Here is a 19,051-nt window from a genome sequence, read left to right on the forward strand (position 1 = left end):
ACGACCATGTCACGTCAGACCTTCTTGCACCTTGCACTTGTTTCCCTCGTCCCGCTACTTGTTGCAGTCGCGCTCAATTCCCTCGAGATGGAGTGGGCCGTATATCTCTGAGTCTTTGGCATAATCCTCATGTCAGTGGCGATTGGAGTTCTCCAAAAGACTATTGGCAAAGACAATTCGGATCCCGGTTTCGCTGACGAATACCAGCGTGCACGCATCGATCGCGCGCGCACCCATTCGTTGAGCTTCGCTCTCTTCGTTCTGGGCGGACTTATGGTAGCGCTGCTATTCCTCCCGCTCCTCAATCTCACTGGTTCAGACATCCCGTGGCCAGAAGTACTCCGCTCCGTGGGCATGCTCGCTGGCGTGCTTATGCTTGGAGTCTCGCTAACCCAGCTCGGCACCATCTCGCTGGGCATGAGCGCAGACGAGCGCGCCGACTCTACACCCGCCACTATCTAAAGTCCCGCGACCCCCTTGAGAGCCACTCGGATAATTCGAGTGGCTCGAGTTTGTCCGCGGCCACGGTCACCGCCCCCGAGGCATTCTGCACGATGCCGCGCACGACGAGCGCCCGCGCCGTGCGCGCGAGCGTCTTATGCCGCGCCCACAGCCCGGGCGTCACCATGACGTTGAGCAACCCCGTCTCGTCTTCCAGTCCAAAGAAGGTCACGCCGGACGCGGTCTGCGGCCGCTGGCGGTGCGTGACAATCCCCGCGATCCGCACGCGCGAGCCATCCTCCACACGCTTGAGGTCGCGCGCCGTGAGCACGCCGCGCAGTTCTAGGTTCGCGCGCACGAAATCCATGGGCTGATGGTCAGCCGTCACCCCGGTCGCCGCAATGTCCGTGGCCATGAGCTCGAACGCGCTCATCCCCGGCAGCGACGGCGCCTCAATCGCGGAGAGCCCCGGCAACATCCCGGTGCGTTCCGTCGCGGCCACACCCGCCTGCCAGAGCGCCTGGCGCCGGTCCACGCCGAAGCAATCCAGCGCGCCCGCGGTCGCAAGCGCCTCGACCTGCTCGACATTAAGGTCCGCTCGGCGCGCAAGGTCCGAGATATCCACAAACGCCGCGCTTGCCGATGCCGCCTCCACCCGCTCCGCAGCTTTCCCACCCAAGCCTTTGACCAGGTTGAGGCCCACGCGGATGCCAAAGCCGCTGGCAGAGCCTTCGACCGGCACGACGCGGGCTTCCTTGCCCGACGCATTGACGTCCACCGGCAAGATCGAAATCCCGTGCCGCCGCGCGTCTTGGATCAGCGATTGCGGCGAGTAAAAGCCCATGGGCTGCGCGCGCAGCAGGCCAACGCAGAACTGCGCCGGATAGTAGCGCTTGAACCACGCCGAGAAATAGACGAGCGAGGCGAAAGACTGCGAGTGCGATTCCGGGAAGCCGTAAGCCGCAAACGCCACAATCTTGTTCCACAGCGTGTCCGCGCTCTGCCCCGTGATGCCGTTGGTCTCGCGCAGGCCGGTGTAGAAGCGGTCGCGCAGCGCTGCCATCGTCGCCGGCGAGCGCTTGGAGCCCATCGCGCGGCGTAGGCTGTCGGCCTCCGCACCGGAAAATCCCGCAGCGTCGACAGCAATCTGCATGAGCTGCTCTTGGAACAGCGGAATGCCCAGTGTCTTGCCCAGCGACTTCTCGAGCACCGGGTGCTCATACGTCACCGGCTCAATCCCATCGCGGCGGCGCAGGTACGGGTGCACCGAGCCGCCCTGGATGGGGCCCGGTCGGATGAGCGCCACCTCCACCACGAGGTCAAAGAAGCGCCGCGGTTTCAGGCGCGGCAGCGTGGACAGCTGCGCGCGCGACTCAACCTGGAACACACCCACAGCATCCGCGCGGCAGAGCATGTCGTAGACTTCCCCGTCCGCGAGGTCCAGCTCCCACAGGTTGACCACGCGTCCGGTCGTTTCCTCCACCAGATCGAGCATGTGATGCAGAGCTTCCAGCATGCCCAAGCCCAGTAGGTCGAACTTCACGAGCCCCGCCGCCGCGCAGTCATCCTTATCCCATTGCAGGACCGAGCGAGCTTCCATGCGCGCCCACTCCATGGGCACGACGTCCGAAATCGGCCGGTCGCACAGCACCATGCCACCGGAGTGAATGCCCAGGTGCCGCGGTTGTCCCTTGAATTGTTCCGCAAGCTGCCGCACNGCGCCCTTGCGCCGGTACGTAATGACGTTGGCGACCTGCGCCGCGCGCTCGCGCCCGTGTGACTCGTAGACATACTGGATGACTTCTTCGCGCCGCCCTGACTCGATGTCGATATCGATATCGGGCGGGCCGTCACGGTCCGGCGAGAGAAAGCGCTCGAAGAGCAGGCCCGCGGAAATCGGCTCGGCGTTGGTGATGCCCAACGCGAAGCACACTGCGGAATTCGCCGCCGAGCCGCGACCCTGACACAGGATATTCGTCTTCTTACAGAAGTCCACGAGGTCGCAGACGATGAGGAAGTAGCCTGGGAAGCCGAGCTTCTCGATGACCCCCAGCTCATACTCGATCTGCGTCCACGCCCGTTCCCTAATATCGGCGTCACGCGAAGCGTAGCGGACTTCGGCACGTTCCCACGTGAGGTGCTCGAGCCAGGACATCTCCGTGTGCCCCTCCGGCACGCCATAGTCCGGCAGACGCGGGGCGAGCGAGGTCCACGTAAAGGAGCACTCCTCCACCACGCGCAGCGTTTCCGCGAGCAGCTCGGGGCGCCCCGGCAGCAGTTTCGCCATCTGCGCTCCGCCGCGCATCCAGCTCGCCCCCATGGGATGCGCATTAGGCTCCGCCTCGCCCACGGAGTTGCGGCGCGCAAGCGCCCGCTTNGTCCAGAATCGCCTCGAGCGGCGGGTAGGCAACCTCGCCTTTTGCGCGCGCATCCATGCGCGCGCGGGCGACGAGTCGACTCAGCCGCCGGTACCCCTCCGGCGTGCGCGCGAGCACCGTGAGCCGCCGACCTTCCGTCGCCACAATCCCCACCGGCCGCGTGCCGCGCGCCGTGTCGCCAGGCGCCCGCTCGACCGAGAGCTCCACGCCATAGACCGCCGGTAAACCCGCCTCCGCTGCGGCTTCCACAAACTTCATAAGGCCATAAAAACCGTCCCTATCCAGGATCGCGAGCCCCGAGAGCCCCAGCTCCAGCGCGCGGGCAACCATATCCTCTGGTTCCGAGGCACCGTCAAGGAAAGAGTAGGACGAAACGGCATGGAGCTCCGCAAAGGCGGGACCCTGCGCGCGGCCCCGCGCGGCGGCATCGGAAGCCCCGGCGAGAGCCACCTCGAGCGCCGAGGGGGCATCGGCAGGCACGGGCGTAGGCCCAGGGCGGCCGGACAGGATGCGCTCCACGCGTGACCACGGCAGCGCCTCACCTCCATTGAACCTCATGCGCCACATAATATTTCGAAAACTCGTTCCAATCAAAACTTTCCGTTCGTCCGACCCGGGATAGACAAAGCGGTTCGTTCGTTGCTACGTTGAGCAACAGCAAATTACCCCAAGTAAGAAAGTCTCCATCATGTTCCTCCGTCGCGTTCTCGCCACCACCGCCGCCGTGGCCATTTCCGCCACCGGCCTCGCCGCCTGCTCTTCCTCCGATTCGTCGGATTCCGCCTCCGGCGATAACCCCACCATCAAGGTCGGCACGACGGATGCCTCCAAGAAGGCCTGGGCCGCCTTCGAGGACGAAGCTAAGAAGGAAGGCTTCAAGGTCGAAATCCAGAACTTCTCGGATTACACCACCCCGAACCAGGCCCTCGACCAGGGCGCCCTGGATACCAACAACTTCCAGCACCTCAAGTTCCTCTCCGAGTACAACAAGGCCAACGGCACCGACCTCGTGCCGATCGTCGCCACCGAGATCGTTCCGCTCGCCCTGTTCTGGAAGGACCACGACTCCCTCGACGGCATCGAGGGCCAGGAAATCGTTATCCCGAACGACTCCACCAACCAGGGCCGCGCCATCAACGTGCTCGTCCAGGCTGACCTGGTCAAGCTGAAGAAGGAAGGCCTCATTACCCCGGCCATCGCCGATATCGACGAGGGCGCCTCCAAGGTGAAGGTCACCGCCGTCGATGCCGCCCAGACCCCGGCCGCCTACGGCGAGGGCACCCCGGCGATCATCAATAACTCGTTCCTCGACCGCGCCGGCATCGACCCGACGACCTCCGTCTTCCAGGATGACCCAAACTCCGAAGAGGCCGAGCCCTACATCAACGCCTTCGTCGTTCGCGCCGAGGACGCCACCAACGAAAACATCACCAAGCTCGCCGAGGTCTGGCATTCCGATGCCGTCCAGGCAGCCGTCTCCGAGGACTCCAAGGGCACCTCGGTTGAGGTCGAGCGCACCCCGGAGGAGCTCAAGGCCATCGTCGACCGTCTCACTGAGCAGCTCTAGTCCCGACCCCTCTCCCCTTCCCCTTTCACTCCCGCACCCCCGGCTCCCTGCGCACGCACCGGGGGTCGCGCCCCTTTTCACCACCGTCTTCTTGTTAAATACGGTGCAGCAGACGCTGTAGTGACGCTGCAGTCGACATTGTCAGCCGCGTCGGGCACACTCAAAGCCCGACAAGAACACCCATAGTTTGAACCCATAAAGGACCCCACTCGTGACCACATCTTTGCCGCAACGCCACGGCACGCGCGTCGAGTTCCGCAACTTGAGCAAGGTCTTCAAGAACAAGAAGACCGAAACCGCCGCGTTGCAGGACGTCAGCTTCGCCATCGAGCCCGGACAGATCGTTGGCATCATCGGCTACTCCGGTGCCGGTAAGTCCACGCTCGTGCGCATGATCAACGCCCTCGACACGCCCACCTCCGGTGACGTGCTCCTCGACGGCACATCCATCGTGGGCCTGCCGGAGAAGAAGCTGCGCACCATCCGCCGCGACATCGGCATGATCTTCCAGCAGTTCAACCTGCTCACCTCCCGCACCGCGGCAGGCAATATCGAATACCCGCTGCAGCTGGCGGGCATGCCCAAGGCCGAGCGCACCAAGCGCGTCAAGGAACTTCTCGAGTTCGTCGGCTTGGCCGATAAGGGCGGCAACTACCCGGAGCAGCTCTCCGGCGGCCAGAAGCAGCGCGTGGGCATCGCTCGTGCGCTTGCGGTCAACCCCTCCCTGCTGCTCGCAGACGAGGCGACGAGCGCCCTCGACCCCACCACGACGCACGAGGTCCTCGAACTCCTGCGCCGCGTCAACAAGGAACTAGGCATCACCATCGTCGTCATCACTCACGAGATGGAGGTCGTGCGTTCCATCGCGGACCACGTCGTGGTCATGGAAAACGGCCGCGTCGTCGAAAACGGCTCGGTCTACGAGGTTTTCTCGCACCCGCAGACGGACACCGCCGCGAAGTTCGTATCAACCTCGCTGCGCAATACCCCGGACCTCGTCGAGGCCGATGACCTACTCGCCCACGAGGGACGCCTGTTTACCGTCAACCTCACCGAACACTCCGGATTCTTTACCGCCGCGGCGAAGCTCGCCGAAGCTGGAGTGACCATCGCCATCGTCCACGGCGGCATCACGACGCTGCAGCGGCATTCCTTTGGCAAGGTGACGGTCCGCCTCAACGGCCCCGACGCCGCCATCGAGGAGTTCTACGCCACGCTTGCCCGCACCACCGACATTGAGGAGATTCAGCGATGACCGTCACCACCCTCGCCGCAGACTGGGATCGCCTAGGCGATACCCTCGTCACCGCCATCGTCGACACGCTCATCATGGTCTCCGTCACGCTTCTCGTGGCGGGCATCCTGGGCCTGGCGTTGGGCGTCCTGCTCTATACCACCCGCCCCGGCGGAATCCTGCAAAACAAGTTCATCTATTTCCTCATCAACGTCGCGGTGAACTTCGTCCGCCCTATCCCGTTCATCATTTTGCTGGCCTTCGTCCAGCCGCTCACCGTTGCCGTCATGGGCGGGTCTATCGGCCGTAACCCCGCGACCTTCGTCATGGTCATCGCTGCGACCTTCGCCGTGGCGCGCATCGTCGAGCAAAACCTCATGGCTATTGACCCGGGCGTTATTGAGGCCGCCCGCGCCATGGGGGCGAGCCCCTGGAAGATCATCACTTCCGTCATCGTCCCCGAGGCCCTCGGCCCGCTGGTCCTCGGCTACGCCTTCCTCTTCATCGGCATCATCGACATGTCCGCGATGGCCGGTTACGTGGGCGGCGGCGGCCTGGGTGACTTCGCCATCGTCTACGGTTACCGCTCCTTCGACTGGGAAGTCACCGTCGTCGCGACGCTTATCATCATCGTCATGGTCCAAGCAGCCCAGTTCTTCGGCAACTGGCTCTCCGCCAAGATCATGCGCCGCTAAGTCCCCGCGCATGCGCGTGGCCCCGCCCTCACACGAGGACGGGGCCGCGCTTCGTTCTAGAGCGCCTCTACGGAATCCGCGACCCACGCCTGCGACGTCTTCGGCTCGTCCCCACACGAGGAGACAATCCCGTAAACCTCGCGCTGGGTAAGCGTCACACGCCACGCACGCCCATCCGGGTGGCGCACGGTGACGGCACCCTCGCCGGGGTCTACCACCTCGAGTTCGCCGTAGTGCAGCCCCGTGATCATGGCCGCGACAGCCAGCTCCGCCACCTGCCCGCGCGGGGGCAGCAGGCCGGAGCCGCGATTGGCGGGAACAAACATCTCGCCGCGCAGCGCCGCACGCGTCATCTGGCGCGCCGCCTCCTCATTGAGCCGGCCAAAGGAGTACGCCCACGGCATAAGCAGCAGCGTCGGCGCGAAGCGGTGACCCTTCATATGCGAGGCTTCCCAGACCATCTTGCCGGGGAATTCCTCGTTGAGCGCCGCAGCGAGCGGACGGCCCTTGATAGCGCAGCACTGGTCGCGCTTGGCGTGCGTGCATACCAGCACCAAGGGGGTATCGACAGGCTCGCCGCCATTGCGGCCCGGACCGGTGAGATCCAGGTCGAGCATGTCTTCCGGCTTTTCCAGCAGGAGCAGCTCCATCACCTGCTCCTTCGCCCACACGAGGTAGCAACGGTGCAACTTACCGACGTCACGGCCCTCACGACCTGGCAGGCGAATGAGCTGCAGGCCAGCCTGGCCCTTCATCTTCGCTTTGAGTTGCGCCGTGAGCTCCTCGCCAAACGTGTGGCCGTCCATAATGTCGTGCGACCACCGGCCTGGCTGTTCAAAGAGAACATAGACGGACTCTTGCTTCGCGGTACCGGGCAGCGGCTCCGGATCGCCGTGCAGGTACGCGTCGGAGCACAAGTTGTGCGTGGAAGTCATGTCCCCCAGCATAGCTTTGACAACAATCCGGTTAAGAAATGTGCTTTCTCACGATAGTAATTTTCGCTTTCTCCAGTGAACCTTTACGGTGGAGGAATGCATCCCTCTCAGGCCACTCCGTCCGCCGCACTCGCGTGTGCTCTCGGCGCCGCCTGCGTCCTGGCTCTCACCGCATGCTCCGCCGCTCCCACCAGCACTCCGGCCGCACACGAGGCCTCGTCTGCCAGCACCACGCTGAAGACGATGGCCGCGTCCGCCGAGTCCGGGAATACCGGCGCCGGACTCACTCCCTTGGGAGACGCCAACACCACCCTCAAGACGGAGCGCCCCGGCGCGCCTAGTCAGCTGCTCGTCACCAATATCCGCACGGGCAAGCACGAGGGCTTCGAGCGCGTCGTCTTTGATCTCGAAGGCACCGGCACGCCGGGCTGGTTCATCGACTTTACGGACCGCCCCACGCAGCAGGGCTCCGGCAACACCGTCAAGGTCGACGGCGACGCCGCCCTCAACGTCAACATCGACGGCACCGTCCTCCCCTTCGAGGTAGGCCACGACGACCCCGGCCTGAAGACCACGGACGGCCACGGCGGTTTTATCACCCAAGTCGTCCCCGTCGGCACCTTTGAGGGCCGCTCCCAATTCTTCATCGGACTCAAGGGCCAGCACGCCTACTCCGTGCAGGCTCTCGAAGAACCCACGCGCCTGGTCATCGACATCCTGTCCTAAAAATAGGCCGCCTCCACACGCCACGCCCCGCGCGCGAAGTACAGCAGCCACGCCCGCTGCACCTCCTCGCCGTCGGCTTGTCCCACGAGCTGCAGCCGCGCCACTCGGCTTCCCGGCTCCGCCGTCCACCATTGTGCATCCACGGGCCAGGGCCCTGCCCAGCCCGCCACGCGGTAGACGTACGCGCCCCACTTCGCGGCATAGGGCTCGGCGTTGAGCTCCGCCTCCGCCGTAACGATAACCGGCTCATCTTTCGCGCTCACCAGGTAAAAACGCGAAGNCGCCATAGGGCACGAATTCCACGCGCTCAGCCACGCCGCGCCCGCCCGCCGGCCGCGGGACCAGCACTTTATCCACGCCCAGCTGCGACTGTACGCGCGCCACCGCGCGCCGCACCTGCTCATCGCTCGTCCGCGCGCCAAAGAGCTCACCCGCCTCCGGCGGCGCTACTTCCACCGGAACAAGCTCCAGCCTTCCGATGCCCCCAGCCTCCGCCGCCCGCGCCGTGCTCAGCCACCCATCAAGCTGCCAGCGCACCCGGTTGGCCGTCGCTTCCTCATCCAAGGCATCGCGCGTGCGCCACACGCGTTCCAGGCGCTGGCCGCTCGTGAACTCCGCGACGACCTCGAGGCGCACGCACACGAGTCCCGCCGCGTCGAGCTTGCCATGCAACAAGCTGGCGAGTTGGCGCGCGGCGAATGCAGCGGCATCGACACGCTCGATGGGCTCTTCCGGGGTAAGCCCCACGCGCAGCTCCGTGACCGCCAGCTCCGGCGCGACACGACGGTCGGGCGTGGCTTGCGCGATGGACTGGGCCTTCGCACCCGCCTGTCCAAAGCGCGTGACAACCTGCCCGCGCGGCAGCCCGGCGAGCTCGCCCAAACGTCGCACGCCAAGCTTGCCCAGTTGTTCCACGAGCCGCGCATCCACGCCCAGCGCTGCTTCCGCGATGAGCACGCCCACCGGTTCACCCGCGAGAAACTCCCGCGACTCGCCCGCCGCGACAACCGCGCCGCGCCCGGCATGCCGAGCCGCGATGAGCGCCGTGGCAATCTCGTCCGCCGCGCCCACAAGACAATCCACACCCGCGCGTGCGGTGGCGTCGATGAGCATCTCCAACGCGCGATCTTCCCCACCATGGAACGCACCCGCCGCCGCGAGGTCCACGATCACCAGCCCCGGCCGCAGGATCTCCACCGAGGACGCCACGTCATCGAGCGAGTCCGCAATCGCCCCAAAGACCGCGCCGTCACGCTCCGGGTTTGCATCGAGGACGACCAGCTCCGGGCACACCGCCTGTGCCTGACGCACGCGCATGCCACGCCGCACGCCGGCCCCGCGCGCCGGTCCGTTGCACACCTCGACGTGATGGTTCGCCGCCACCGCCACCGGCCCCGCAACCACGCCCGGCGCCACCTCCTCGTCCAAGTCCGCGGCCTGCACCGGCCAATCCGGAAACCACAGCGCCGCAACACGCATGCCCGCCGCGCGCGAGCCATGCCGCTTTCTGCGCACTGCTGGCGCGCTCATACGAGCTCCAAACGGCGCCGCTGCCCGGCGGTTACGGTGCCGCGCTGCTCGCCCCGCTTCGTCCGCGCCGTCACCGCAAGGTCCACACCGCGAATGCGTCCCGCCCCGCGGCCGATGCCCCGGTAGGTCGTCACCTCACCGCGCAACGTCAACCGCGCGCCCGGCAGGTGCGGGCCTACCGTGACGAGCGCCGCATGCCCCGCACGCAGCTTCGCTAAGATGGGGCGCGCCCGCGTAGGGCTGAGCTCCGCGGCCGCGCCGTGATGGATGACAAGATCGAGACCCTCAACGAGCACGCTCGTGGCCTCCCACGGCTGCGCACCCGGGTCCGGCACCGCGATGATCCGCGCCGCTTCCCCCTCGTCGATCACCCGTGCGAGAGAGAGTTCGGGCCACCCCACAACAGCGGCGAACCCACCCGCCCGCGTAACCCGCGCAAGCAGTTCCACTGCGAGCGCCGGACAGTCGTTCAACTCCGTGACCGCACGGCGCTCCAGCCCGCCACCCGGCAACAAGCGCGCCAAATCGCCGCCCACTTCCAGCAGGTCAGCGCCCTCGACCGGCGGTTCCGCGTCGGGCACAGCACGCAGCACGCGAGCCGCCGCACCGCTTCCCGCCAGCGCCGATCCAGACTCCATGGCCGCAACCTGGGCGCGCAAAGCCGCGACGCGGGACGCTTTGTCCTCGCCGAGCTTTCGAACACCTGATCCAGTCACGCAACACAGTTTATTCACCCGCCCGACATGTGCAAACTACTGTTCGAAAAGCATGCTCAGCGTCATGCGGTTCCCCGTTCCTCAGCGCAGAATACACCCATGTTCGACCAGACGCTCACACTCAACGACAATCACACCATCCCCAGCTCGAACTAGGCACCTGACTTATCGATGACGACGCTGTCGTCGAGCCCGTCTACCACGCCATCGCACACGGTTACCGCCACATCGACACCGCACAGGCGTACGGCAACGAGGCGGGTGTAGGCCGTAGCATCGCCCGCGCGAAGAACTTTGTGTCACCACCAAGATCCAGGGCGAGATCAAAGACCACAACACCGCCCTCGCGTCGATTACCGAGTCCCTAAATAAGCTGGGGCTTATCTCCCTGCCCAAGTCCGCGACCACGAGCGCATCGACTCCAACGCCGACGTCGAGTTCGAGATTTCGGACGCCGACATGGAAACCCTCAACAACCTGCCGCCGCTCGAGAACTACGGCGAGGACGGCTTCTTTCCTGTCTTCGACAAGGCCGCCGCTCACCGCGAGGCCTAGTTCACACGCTCAAAGGCGTGCTTCCCGCAACGGGAAGCGCGCCTTTTGCATGCGGTTTTAGAGCGCGTCGTACTCCGCATCCGCGACCGGCTCGAGCCCTTCGTTGGTCGCGCCCTCGACCGGAGCGGAGCTCGCGCACCGGGTGAACGCGGCGAACCTGCGGCATAACCGAGAGCACTTCAATCCTTTCGCGCATCTGCCCGCCGCGGAGCAGGCCATGGTCAACAATTTCATGGTGTCGAGCTCCGTGGGCCTTGACCGGCACTGGGTCACTACAGGCAAGGCGATGCCCCTGCCCAGGCTGCTGAAGCTGTCCGGCCAGTTGCTCGAACATGGCGCCGCGGCGGTCGCACGCCGCTAGGGTTGTACGCATGGATAAAATCGCAGTAGTAACCGGAGCCACCGGCGGCATGGGCCGCGAAATCATCGCGGACTTGGCCCGCACCCACCACGTCTACGCGCTGGGCCGTCGTGCCGAGGCGCTCGAGGGCCTCGACAACATCACGCCCGTCGCCATCGACTTAGTCGCCGATATCGAGGACCTCCCGCTGCCGGAGCTCGAGCGCGTCGACGTCCTCGTCCACGCCGCCGCCCGCGCCGAGCACTTCTCGGTCGACTCGGCCCGCCCCGCGGACTGGCGCGCGCAGATGGATCTCAACGTTCACGCCCCCGCCGAGGTCACCCGCCTGCTCCTGCCTGCTCTGCGCGCAGCGGGCGGTACCGTGGTCTTCATCAACTCGGGCGCGGGCCGTCACTCCTATGCAGACAACGTCATCTATGCCGCAACGAAGCACGCGCTCTACGCCCTCGCGGATGGCCTGCGCCTCGCCGAGCCCGATATTCGCGTCTNCGCTCGTCCACCGCGCCGTCCGCGTGCACGGTCCGGCGCTCGTGCGTCGTCTCCGGCGAACCGGTCTCCTGCCCGTCATCCACGAACGGCCGCACGCGCTCCCCCAGCGACAGCGTGAGCGGGTCCGCGCGGTGCCGCACGTCCGGGCCGTGCATCCACGCATCAATGAGCACGCTTGCCGATGCCGCCTTCGTCCCCGCCGTGAGCGTCACCTCACCGTCGGCGAGCGCCAAGGCTGGGCGTGCGCCGAGAAACGTGACCAGCCCGGCATCGACGAGCGCGAGGAGCTCACGCGTACGGAACAGCGGCGGGCCCGAGCCCACCATCTGCCCTAGCGCCATGAACTGGTTGAAGGATCCCGAGCGCGAGTCCCAGCAGAACCGTCCATTCGAGCCTGCGATGGACGAGGGCTTGCGGCCCGCAGAGATCGCCCACAGGCCCGCCTTGAGCGGCGAGCGACGCGCGGCGACGGCCTCCGCGATGTCGCGTTCCATGCCCGTTGCAATATGTGCGGTGAGCTCCTCGCGCGTCATGCCTTCGGTGCCGGCGAGCGGGTAGAACCAGTCGGTAAGAACAAAGGGCTCGGAGGTGGCACGGCCAAGCTTGGCCTCGAGCGCGGCCGGGGTGACCGTCGCGTCGAACTGGTCGACGGGCAGGTCCTCGTCAATGGTCGCGAGAATCTCGGCGAGCGGGACGGTGAGCGCCTCGGGGCGTACCTCGGCGAGCGTGCGGTAGTACTCCGCAAACGCATCGCGCACGAGCGCCGGCCACAGCACTCGGCCAAAGTTGAGCGAGTTGGAGCCCGCCTCCACCTGGTTATCCGCGATGGTCGTACGCAGGCGCTCAAGGTTCGCCTTGGGCGGCAGCGAGTGATACTCGCTCTTCGGCAAGTACGGGTAGCCGCGGCCCGAGGAGACGATAAGGCGCGGCTCGCGGCCGGATGCGATGTAGCGCAGCCCGGCGCGCGCCGAGTCATCCTCAATGAAGCGGCCGCCGCGGTCCATGGTGAGGCGCGCCATGACGTCGAAGAAGCCCATGCCCAAGCCACGCACGAGCACGTCCTCGCCCGCAGGCACGGCGCTCAGGTTCTGCTCCACCGGGTTGGCCGGCGCGACCCACTCAATCTCCGCAGCCGCGAGCGCGCGCTCCTCCGCGTTCAGCGCAGGCGTCGTCCAGCCCGAGGCTATGACGGTTGTCGCGGCTTCAATGCGCGTGCCGTCGGAGAGCTCGATGCCGTCCACGCCGTCGCTCTCAGTCAGGCGCACCGCGCGGGCTGCGTGGCGCTCCACCGTCGCCGTCTCCGGCAGCTCGCCCAGCGCGACCTCGAAGACCCACGCGATGTACTCGCCGTAGAGCGCGCGCGACGGGTTCGACTCCGGCACAGTGGCATCCAGCTCGGCTTTAAATTCATCCGGTACGTGCGCGGGGTAACGCTCCACGAGCGCGGCCTTCGCGGCCGGAATTTCCTCGCCGCGCAGCGCCTGAATCCACTCGAACATCGTAGGGCCTTCAAGCACCGGCGCACCCACCGTGGAGCCCGGCTCGGTAAAGAGCGTCACGGCGCCGGCCAGCGTGTTCATGCACAGCGTACGGGTCTGTTCCGTGTTCCAGATGCGGCCGGAGCCAACCTGAGCGTCATCGATGATGTGGAGCTCCACCGCACGTCCCGCGTAGGCAGGCTCGCGCAGGTAGGCACCCAGGCGCTCGACGAGCGAGACGCCGCGCGGACCCGCGCCCACGATCGCAATCGCCGGAGCGGCGGAAGGAATTTTATTATCAGTCACCTCGTTGACAGTACTACTAGACAGATCAGTATGTAAAGATGAGACAAAATCGTCCACCGTGGTGTACTGTTCACTCTCGTTAAACTTCAACGCTAAAGGAAAACCGTGAAATCTCCCTTCCGTGCGACGCTCGCCGCCGCGCTGGCTCTCGCCCTCGCCGGGGCGGTGACGAGCTGCGCGTCTCCATCCTCATCGTCGGCGTCTACCGACGAGAATTGGATTACCTACCTCGAGCCCCAAATGTTTAGGACGCTTTATCCGCCGGCCGCAGGCTTTTACCCCAACGGCGGCGTGGTCAACCAGGTCACCGACCGCCTGCTCTACCAAGATCCGGAAACGCTTCAGCTCTCCCCGTGGATCGCCACCGACCTGCCTAAGATCAACGCGGACGCCACGGAGTACACCTTCAACATCCGCACCGATGTTACGTACTCTGACGGCACGCCGCTCACGGCCGAAAACGTCGTCGCGAACTTCGACCTCTACGGCAAGGGCGATAAGTCGCGCACGCTCAACTCCTCGGAGCAGATTACGAACTACGACCACGGAGAGGTCGTCGATGACGACACCGTGAAGTTCTACTTCTCGGCGCCCTCGCCCGGCTTCGCCCAGGCCACCGCCGGTTACAACGCGGGCCTCGTCGCCGACTCCACGCTGCAGCTCGACAACGAGGGTTTTGCCCCCGGCAACGCCGAGGCCGTCATCGGCTCCGGTCCCTTCGTCATCACAGGCGAGACGCTCAACCCCGCCCTCGACCTCACCGCGCGCGACGATTACAACTGGGCCCCGCCCGCCGCCCGCCACCAGGGCCGCGCTCGTCTCGATGGCATCCACTACCGCCTCGCCGCGGAGGAATCCACCCGCGCCGGCGCGCTCGTCTCCGACCAAGCACAGATCGCCCGCCAGGTCTCCGCACCCGTGGAAAAGCAGCTCGAGGCCCAGGGCATCAACATCATCGCCCGCGGCACTAACTCGATGAATAACCAGCTCGCCTTCCGCTTCAACCACCCCATCCTCAAGGACAAGCGGGTGCGCGACGCGATCATGAATGGCATCAACCGCGAAGAGATCATGCGCATCCTCTTCTCGCCCACCTACCCCCTGGCCACGTCCACCGTCGCCGCGACCGGTCTGGGCTACAAGGACCAGTCCGCCGCCTACTCCTACGACCCCGAACACGCCACGGCGCTCCTCGACGAGGCTGGCTGGGTCCCCGGCGAAGACGGCATCCGCGTCAAGGACGGCCAACGCCTCACCCTGCGCGTCAACACCGCCCTGCCGCAACCGCGCTCCAAGGAGGTCCAGACCATGGTCCAGGAAGACATGCGCGAGCTCGGCATCGAATGGCTCATCAACGCCGGCGACCAAGCCACGCAGAACGCGGATGCCAAGGACATCGACAAAATCCAGGTCTATCACTCCATGGTCGGCCGCGCGGATTACGACGCCATCCACTCGCTGTACTCGGTCACCAACCGCGACGCCTTCCTCAACCAGGACGCCAAGGGCAACCCCATCGACCAGCACCTCGAGGACCTGCTCACCACGGTCATCTCCGCGCCCGCCGACGCCGAGCGCAAACAGGCCACCGAGGACGTCCAGGACTACATCACCGAGCAGTCCTACTCCCTGCCGCTCTTCGAAGAACCCGTTGTCTACGCCGTCGCGCCCTACCTCAAGGGATTTAGCCCCGAGGCCGTCGCGCGTCCCTGGTTCTACGAGGCCTACATCGACCACGCCGCCAAGGAGGCCCAGTAATGGCCCACATCGCACGCCGCATCGGACAGGCCGTCCTCGTCCTGTTCATCACCTTCACCGTCGCCTTCCTCCTGCTCTCGGCCCTGCCCTCTGACGGCGTCATGGCCCGCTTCGGCGACCCGGCCCTGGGCCTCTCCCAGGCCGAGATTGACGGCATCCGCGAGGAGATGGGCATCGACAAGCCCCTGCTCACGCAGTACCTCACCTCGCTCGCCGGCTTCGTCACGGGCAACTTCGGCATCTCCACGCAGACCGGCACCGCCGTGAGCTCCATGGTCGCCACCGCACTGCCGCACACGCTCGCGCTCGCCGCGAGCTCCATCGCCCTGGCCATCGTCGTCGCGNCCGCCCCCGCCGCGAGCTCCACCGCCCGGGCCATCGTCGCCGCGCTCGCCTCCGCGTTCCCCGCCACACCGGCCCCCGCCGTGGGCGGCTTCTTCCGTGCCCTGCCGTCGTTCATGGTCTCCCTGCCGGGCTTCTGGATCGCCATCCTCCTGCTGCAGTTCTTCTCCTTCAAACTCGGCTGGGTCCGCGTCATCGACCCGAGCCCCTTCGAGGGCCTCATCCTGCCCACGCTCACCCTCGCCGTGCCCATGGCCGCACCCCTCACTCAGGTGCTCATCCGGTCCATCGACGACACCCGCGCCATGACCTTCGTCCAGGTCGTCCGCGCCCGCGGCGCCTCCGAGTCCTGGGTCTTCTGGCGCAATATCCTGCGCAACTCGCTCCTCCCCGCGCTCACCATGGTGGGCCTCCTCTTCGGCGAGCTCGTGGGCGGCGCCGTCGTCACCGAGACCGTCTTCGGTCGCCCCGGCCTGGGCTACCTCACTGTCCAGGCGGTCTCCAACCGCGACACCCCGGTCCTGCTCGCCATCGTCATCATCGCCGCCACGGCCTACGTGCTCATCAACCTCGTCGTCGACCTGCTCTACCCCGTCCTCGACGTCCGCCTGCGCGAGCGCCCGCTTTCCGATGCCCCCTCCACCTCCGCCCAGCTTGAAAGGACCGCCTAATGCGTCGCTTTACCACCACTGTCCCCGTGGTCCTCCCAGTGGTCCTCTCCGCGGTCATCCTCGTGGTCGCCTTCGCCTGGGCGCTCTTCCCCGGCGTGTTCACCTCCGCGGATCCGTACTCCGGCACAGATGTCGCCCTCCAGGCCCCGAACTCCGCGCACTGGTTCGGCACGGACGCCGTGGGCCGCGACGTGCTCGCCCGCGTTATCTTCGGCGCCCGCCAGTCGCTCCTCGGCGCGCTCATCGCCGTCGCCGTGGGCCTCGTCCTCGGCACGCTGCTCGGCCTTCTCGCCGGCACGCTGCGCGGCTGGGTCGACACCGTGCTCATGCGCGTCGTCGACGTCCTGCTGTCCATCCCCGGCATCCTGCTGTCGCTGTCAATCATCATCCTGCTCGGCTTCGGCTCACTGCAGGCCGCCTTCGCCGTCGGTATGACCACCGTCGCCGCCTTCGCCCGCCTCGCGCGCTCGCAGGTCATGACGGTCGCCAACTCCGAGTTCGTCGAGGCCGCCTACGGCTCCGGCGCCACCACCGCGCAGGTGCTCGCCCGCCACGTGCTGCCCAACTCGCTCACGCCTGTCCTGGCCCTGGCCACCCTGCAGTTCGGCACCGCCATCCTCCAGCTGTCCATTTTGGGCTTCCTCGGCTACGGCGCCCCGCCGCCCACGCCGGAGTGGGGCCTCATCATCGCCGAGGGACGCGACTTCATGGCCACCTCCTGGTGGCTCATCATCCTGCCCGGCCTGGCCATCGTTGCCGTCGTGATGAGCGCCAACTACCTGTCCCAACGCCTCCAGAACCGCGAAGGAGCCCGCGCATGACGCTGCTCACTATCGAAGACCTTTCGGTCTCCTACGGCGATAAACCCGCCGTCCAGGGCATTAGCCTGCACGTCGAACCCGGCGAGATGACCGCCATCGTCGGCGAGTCCGGCTCCGGCAAGACCACCACCGCCATGTCCGCGCTCGGCCTCAACTCGGCCAACGCACGCATCGACTCCGGCCGCATCACCTTCGACGGCCAGGACGTCACACACTTCACGCACAAGCAATGGCGCGCCCTGCGCGGCGCCCGCGTCGGGCTCATCCCCCAGGATCCCAACAACTCACTCAATCCGCTGAAGACCATCGGCCACTCCATCGAGGAAGGCCTGCGCATTCACGGCCGCACGCAAAACCTGCGCGCCACCGCCCTCGACTGGCTCGCCCGCGTCGGAATCGACGACCCCGAGCGCCGCTACGGCCAATACCCGCACGAGCTCTCCGGCGGCATGAAGCAGCGCGTGCTCATCGCCGCCGCGCTCGCCCTCGAGCCCGACCTCATCGTGGCTGACGAGCCCACCTCTGCCCTTGACGTCACCGTCCAGAAGACCATCCTCGATCTCCTCGACGACATGCGCCGCGAGCTCGGCCTGGGCATCCTCTTCATCACGCACGACCTGTCCGTGGCTGGCGACCGCGCCAACCGCATCGTCGTCATGGAAGAGGGCGAGGTCCGCGAAGAAGGCCTCGCCGCACGCGTCTTCGCCGACCCGCAGCACCCCTACTCGCGCCGCCTGCTTGCCGATGCCCCCTCCCTCACCGTCGCCGACGTCGACCGCCACCCCGAGTCCTTTACGTCGCCGCGCAAGATGGCGGCATCGGAAACCTTGGTGCAGGTCCGCGACCTCACGCGCACCTTCGGCGACTTCACGGCCGTCGACCACGTGAGCTTCGACGTCGCCCGCGGCACGACCCACGCCATCGTGGGCGAATCCGGCTCCGGCAAGACAACCACCGGCCGCATCATCTCCATGTTCGAGCAAGCCAGCTTCGGCACCGTGACCGTCGGCGGCCACGATGTCACGGCGCAGCACTCGAAGGCTGAGCTCAAGGAGCTGCGCCGTGGCATCCAGCTCGTCTACCAGAATCCGTACTCCTCGCTGAACCCGCGCATGTCCATCGGCGATATCATTGCCGAGCCGCTGCGTAACTTCACAGGAGCCTCGAAGTCCGCCGCCCGCACGAAGGCCCGCGAGTTCCTCGACCTCGTCGCCCTCGACCCACAGTTTGCCGAGCGCCGTCCCCGTGAGCTCTCCGGCGGCCAGCGCCAGCGCGTCGCCATCGCCCGCGCCATGATCGTCGAGCCGGAGCTCGTCATCCTCGACGAGGCCGTTTCCGCTCTCGACGTCACCGTCCAGGCCCAGATCCTGCGCCTGCTCGACCGCCTGCAACGCGAGCTCGACCTCACGTATATTTTCATCTCGCACGACCTCGCCGTCGTCTCGCAGATTTCGGACACCGTCTCCGTCCTGCGCCACGGCAAGCAACTCGAATCCGGCACCACCCGCGAAGTCTTCGCCCACCCGGCCAGCCCGTTTACCCGCGAGCTCATCGACGCCATCCCAGGCCAGCGCTACCGCGCCGGCGACCTCAATCTGGGGCTCTAAGAAAGGACCAGACATGTCTGACATCATCAACCTCCTCGCCGGCCTCGAATCCGAGTCCGACACCGCGACCGGCGCTGCCGCCGCTATCGCGACCGCCCGCTCCGCGCGCCCCGACGCCGTCTCCAACGCGCAGGCCAGCTTCGAGGCCCTCCTCGAGCCCGCCGAGCCCGGCACGTTCACCTATGCCGAGCGCTACGCCGTCGCCGCCTTCGTCGCGGGCCTCACGCACGCCGGCGGCAGCTTCTACCTCGATCTGCTAGCCGACGAGTCCGAAGAGCTCGTCGCCCCCGTCGAGGCCGCCATCGCCGCCGGCCGCACGCAAGGCCCCTATATCGCAGGCCCCGCCGCGCCCGCTTTCGCACTCCACAACGCCGCGGCACTCGGCGCGCGCCTCGCCGCCGCGCTCGACTACGCGCACCTGCTCACCTTCCATCCCAAGGA

The 19,051-nt window shown here is 66.5% G+C and carries 15 protein-coding genes and 3 pseudogenes; 13 read left to right on the top strand and 5 right to left on the bottom strand.

All coding sequences use genetic code 11. From position 1 onward, the window contains the following. The first annotated feature begins 135 nt into the window (after positions 1 to 135). Positions 136 to 462, top strand: a complete 327-nt coding sequence (locus BN9444_RS06325) for a hypothetical protein (protein ID WP_141681509.1) — start codon at positions 136 to 138, stop codon at positions 460 to 462. On the opposite strand, the pseudogene BN9444_RS06330 reads toward BN9444_RS06325, so the two are convergent. Next, a pseudogene (locus BN9444_RS06330) lies at positions 455 to 3,377 on the bottom strand (helix-hairpin-helix domain-containing protein). The gene BN9444_RS06325 and the pseudogene BN9444_RS06330 sit on opposite strands and share 8 nt — an antisense overlap. A 130-nt stretch (positions 3,378 to 3,507) precedes the next feature. Here BN9444_RS06330 and BN9444_RS06335 point away from each other — a divergent pair. The 3 genes from BN9444_RS06335 (at position 3,508) to BN9444_RS06345 (ending at position 6,315) form a co-directional block, all read left to right on the top strand. Beyond that, positions 3,508 to 4,386 carry a MetQ/NlpA family ABC transporter substrate-binding protein gene (locus tag BN9444_RS06335; RefSeq protein ID WP_066484834.1) on the top strand — a complete coding sequence of 293 codons (879 nt, stop codon included), beginning with the start codon at positions 3,508 to 3,510 and terminating at the stop codon, positions 4,384 to 4,386. Between the two features lie 211 nt (positions 4,387 to 4,597). Continuing rightward, positions 4,598 to 5,641: a methionine ABC transporter ATP-binding protein gene (locus tag BN9444_RS06340; RefSeq protein ID WP_231724972.1), complete on the top strand. Its 1,044-nt coding sequence runs from the start codon at positions 4,598 to 4,600 to the stop codon at positions 5,639 to 5,641. Next, entirely contained in the window at positions 5,638 to 6,315 is a 678-nt protein-coding gene (locus BN9444_RS06345; RefSeq protein ID WP_066484832.1) for a methionine ABC transporter permease, read from the top strand. Before BN9444_RS06340 ends, BN9444_RS06345 begins: the two co-directional genes overlap by 4 nt. Positions 6,316 to 6,371: 56 nt before the next feature. Here BN9444_RS06345 and BN9444_RS06350 read toward each other — a convergent pair whose 3' ends face one another. Continuing rightward, complete coding sequence (locus BN9444_RS06350) at positions 6,372 to 7,250, bottom strand: sucrase ferredoxin (protein WP_066510975.1); 879 nt, start codon at positions 7,248 to 7,250, stop codon at positions 6,372 to 6,374. Between the two features lie 96 nt (positions 7,251 to 7,346). Between BN9444_RS06350 and BN9444_RS06355 the strand changes: the two genes are divergently transcribed. Beyond that, the gene (locus BN9444_RS06355) at positions 7,347 to 7,976 is read left to right on the top strand and encodes an AMIN-like domain-containing (lipo)protein (protein WP_066484829.1); all 630 of its coding nucleotides are present in this window, start codon (positions 7,347 to 7,349) and stop codon (positions 7,974 to 7,976) included. On the opposite strand, the pseudogene BN9444_RS06360 reads toward BN9444_RS06355, so the two are convergent. Continuing rightward, positions 7,973 to 9,455: pseudogene (locus BN9444_RS06360) on the bottom strand (Y-family DNA polymerase). The gene BN9444_RS06355 and the pseudogene BN9444_RS06360 overlap by 4 nt on opposite strands. Before the next feature lie 47 nt (positions 9,456 to 9,502). Continuing rightward, on the bottom strand, positions 9,503 to 10,222 hold the full coding sequence (locus tag BN9444_RS06365; RefSeq protein ID WP_233423558.1) for a hypothetical protein: 720 nt from the start codon (positions 10,220 to 10,222) through the stop codon (positions 9,503 to 9,505). 227 nt (positions 10,223 to 10,449) lie between these two features. On the opposite strand from BN9444_RS06365, the gene BN9444_RS15445 reads away from it, so the two are divergent. The 3 genes from BN9444_RS15445 (at position 10,450) to BN9444_RS15115 (ending at position 11,745) form a co-directional block, all read left to right on the top strand. Next, positions 10,450 to 10,590: a hypothetical protein gene (locus BN9444_RS15445; RefSeq protein ID WP_478219568.1), complete on the top strand. Its 141-nt coding sequence runs from the start codon at positions 10,450 to 10,452 to the stop codon at positions 10,588 to 10,590. Between the two features lie 290 nt (positions 10,591 to 10,880). Then, on the top strand, positions 10,881 to 11,138 hold the full coding sequence (locus BN9444_RS14220) for a hypothetical protein (protein WP_141628582.1): 258 nt from the start codon (positions 10,881 to 10,883) through the stop codon (positions 11,136 to 11,138). A gap of 10 nt (positions 11,139 to 11,148) precedes the next feature. Then, on the top strand, positions 11,149 to 11,745 hold the full coding sequence (locus BN9444_RS15115) for an SDR family NAD(P)-dependent oxidoreductase (protein WP_077210054.1): 597 nt from the start codon (positions 11,149 to 11,151) through the stop codon (positions 11,743 to 11,745). A gap of 1,069 nt (positions 11,746 to 12,814) precedes the next feature. Here BN9444_RS15115 and BN9444_RS15675 read toward each other — a convergent pair. Continuing rightward, positions 12,815 to 13,468 (bottom strand): annotated as a pseudogene (locus tag BN9444_RS15675) (FAD/NAD(P)-binding protein); the annotation flags it as partial. Positions 13,469 to 13,516: 48 nt separating this feature from the next. Between BN9444_RS15675 and BN9444_RS06380 the strand changes: the two are divergent. The 5 genes from BN9444_RS06380 to BN9444_RS06400 all read left to right on the top strand — a co-directional run. Beyond that, positions 13,517 to 15,169, top strand: a complete 1,653-nt coding sequence (locus BN9444_RS06380) for a TIGR04028 family ABC transporter substrate-binding protein (protein ID WP_068801614.1) — start codon at positions 13,517 to 13,519, stop codon at positions 15,167 to 15,169. Further along, a complete protein-coding gene (locus BN9444_RS06385; RefSeq protein WP_068801615.1) occupies positions 15,169 to 16,182 on the top strand; it encodes an ABC transporter permease in 1,014 nt (337 codons plus the stop codon). Before BN9444_RS06380 ends, BN9444_RS06385 begins: the two co-directional genes overlap by 1 nt. Continuing rightward, entirely contained in the window at positions 16,182 to 17,003 is an 822-nt protein-coding gene (locus BN9444_RS06390; RefSeq protein ID WP_066484813.1) for an ABC transporter permease, read from the top strand. Before BN9444_RS06385 ends, BN9444_RS06390 begins: the two co-directional genes overlap by 1 nt. Then, positions 17,000 to 18,610 (top strand): dipeptide ABC transporter ATP-binding protein, encoded by a 1,611-nt coding sequence (locus BN9444_RS06395; protein WP_066510754.1) that lies wholly within the window; start codon positions 17,000 to 17,002, stop codon positions 18,608 to 18,610. The genes BN9444_RS06390 and BN9444_RS06395 overlap by 4 nt, the downstream gene beginning before the upstream one ends. Positions 18,611 to 18,623: 13 nt before the next feature. Then, positions 18,624 to 19,051: CMD domain protein (locus BN9444_RS06400; RefSeq protein ID WP_068801616.1), on the top strand; the 428-nt coding region annotated here is incomplete at its 3' end.

The sequence above is a fragment of the Corynebacterium phoceense genome, from assembly GCF_900092335.1.
In the GTDB taxonomy this organism is placed as follows: Bacteria; Actinomycetota; Actinomycetes; order Mycobacteriales; family Mycobacteriaceae; genus Corynebacterium; species Corynebacterium phoceense.

Excerpts from the sequence above, each read along its gene's own strand:
- BN9444_RS06335 (WP_066484834.1), top strand. The coding sequence starts at position 3,508 with ATGTTCCTCCGTCGCGTTCTCGCCACCACCGCCGCCGTGGCCATTTCC.
- BN9444_RS06345 (WP_066484832.1), top strand. The coding sequence starts at position 5,638 with ATGACCGTCACCACCCTCGCCGCAGACTGGGATCGCCTAGGCGATACC.
- BN9444_RS06350 (WP_066510975.1), bottom strand. The coding sequence starts at position 7,250 with ATGACTTCCACGCACAACTTGTGCTCCGACGCGTACCTGCACGGCGAT.
- BN9444_RS06355 (WP_066484829.1), top strand. The coding sequence starts at position 7,347 with ATGCATCCCTCTCAGGCCACTCCGTCCGCCGCACTCGCGTGTGCTCTC.
- BN9444_RS06390 (WP_066484813.1), top strand. The coding sequence starts at position 16,182 with ATGCGTCGCTTTACCACCACTGTCCCCGTGGTCCTCCCAGTGGTCCTC.
- BN9444_RS06395 (WP_066510754.1), top strand. The coding sequence starts at position 17,000 with ATGACGCTGCTCACTATCGAAGACCTTTCGGTCTCCTACGGCGATAAA.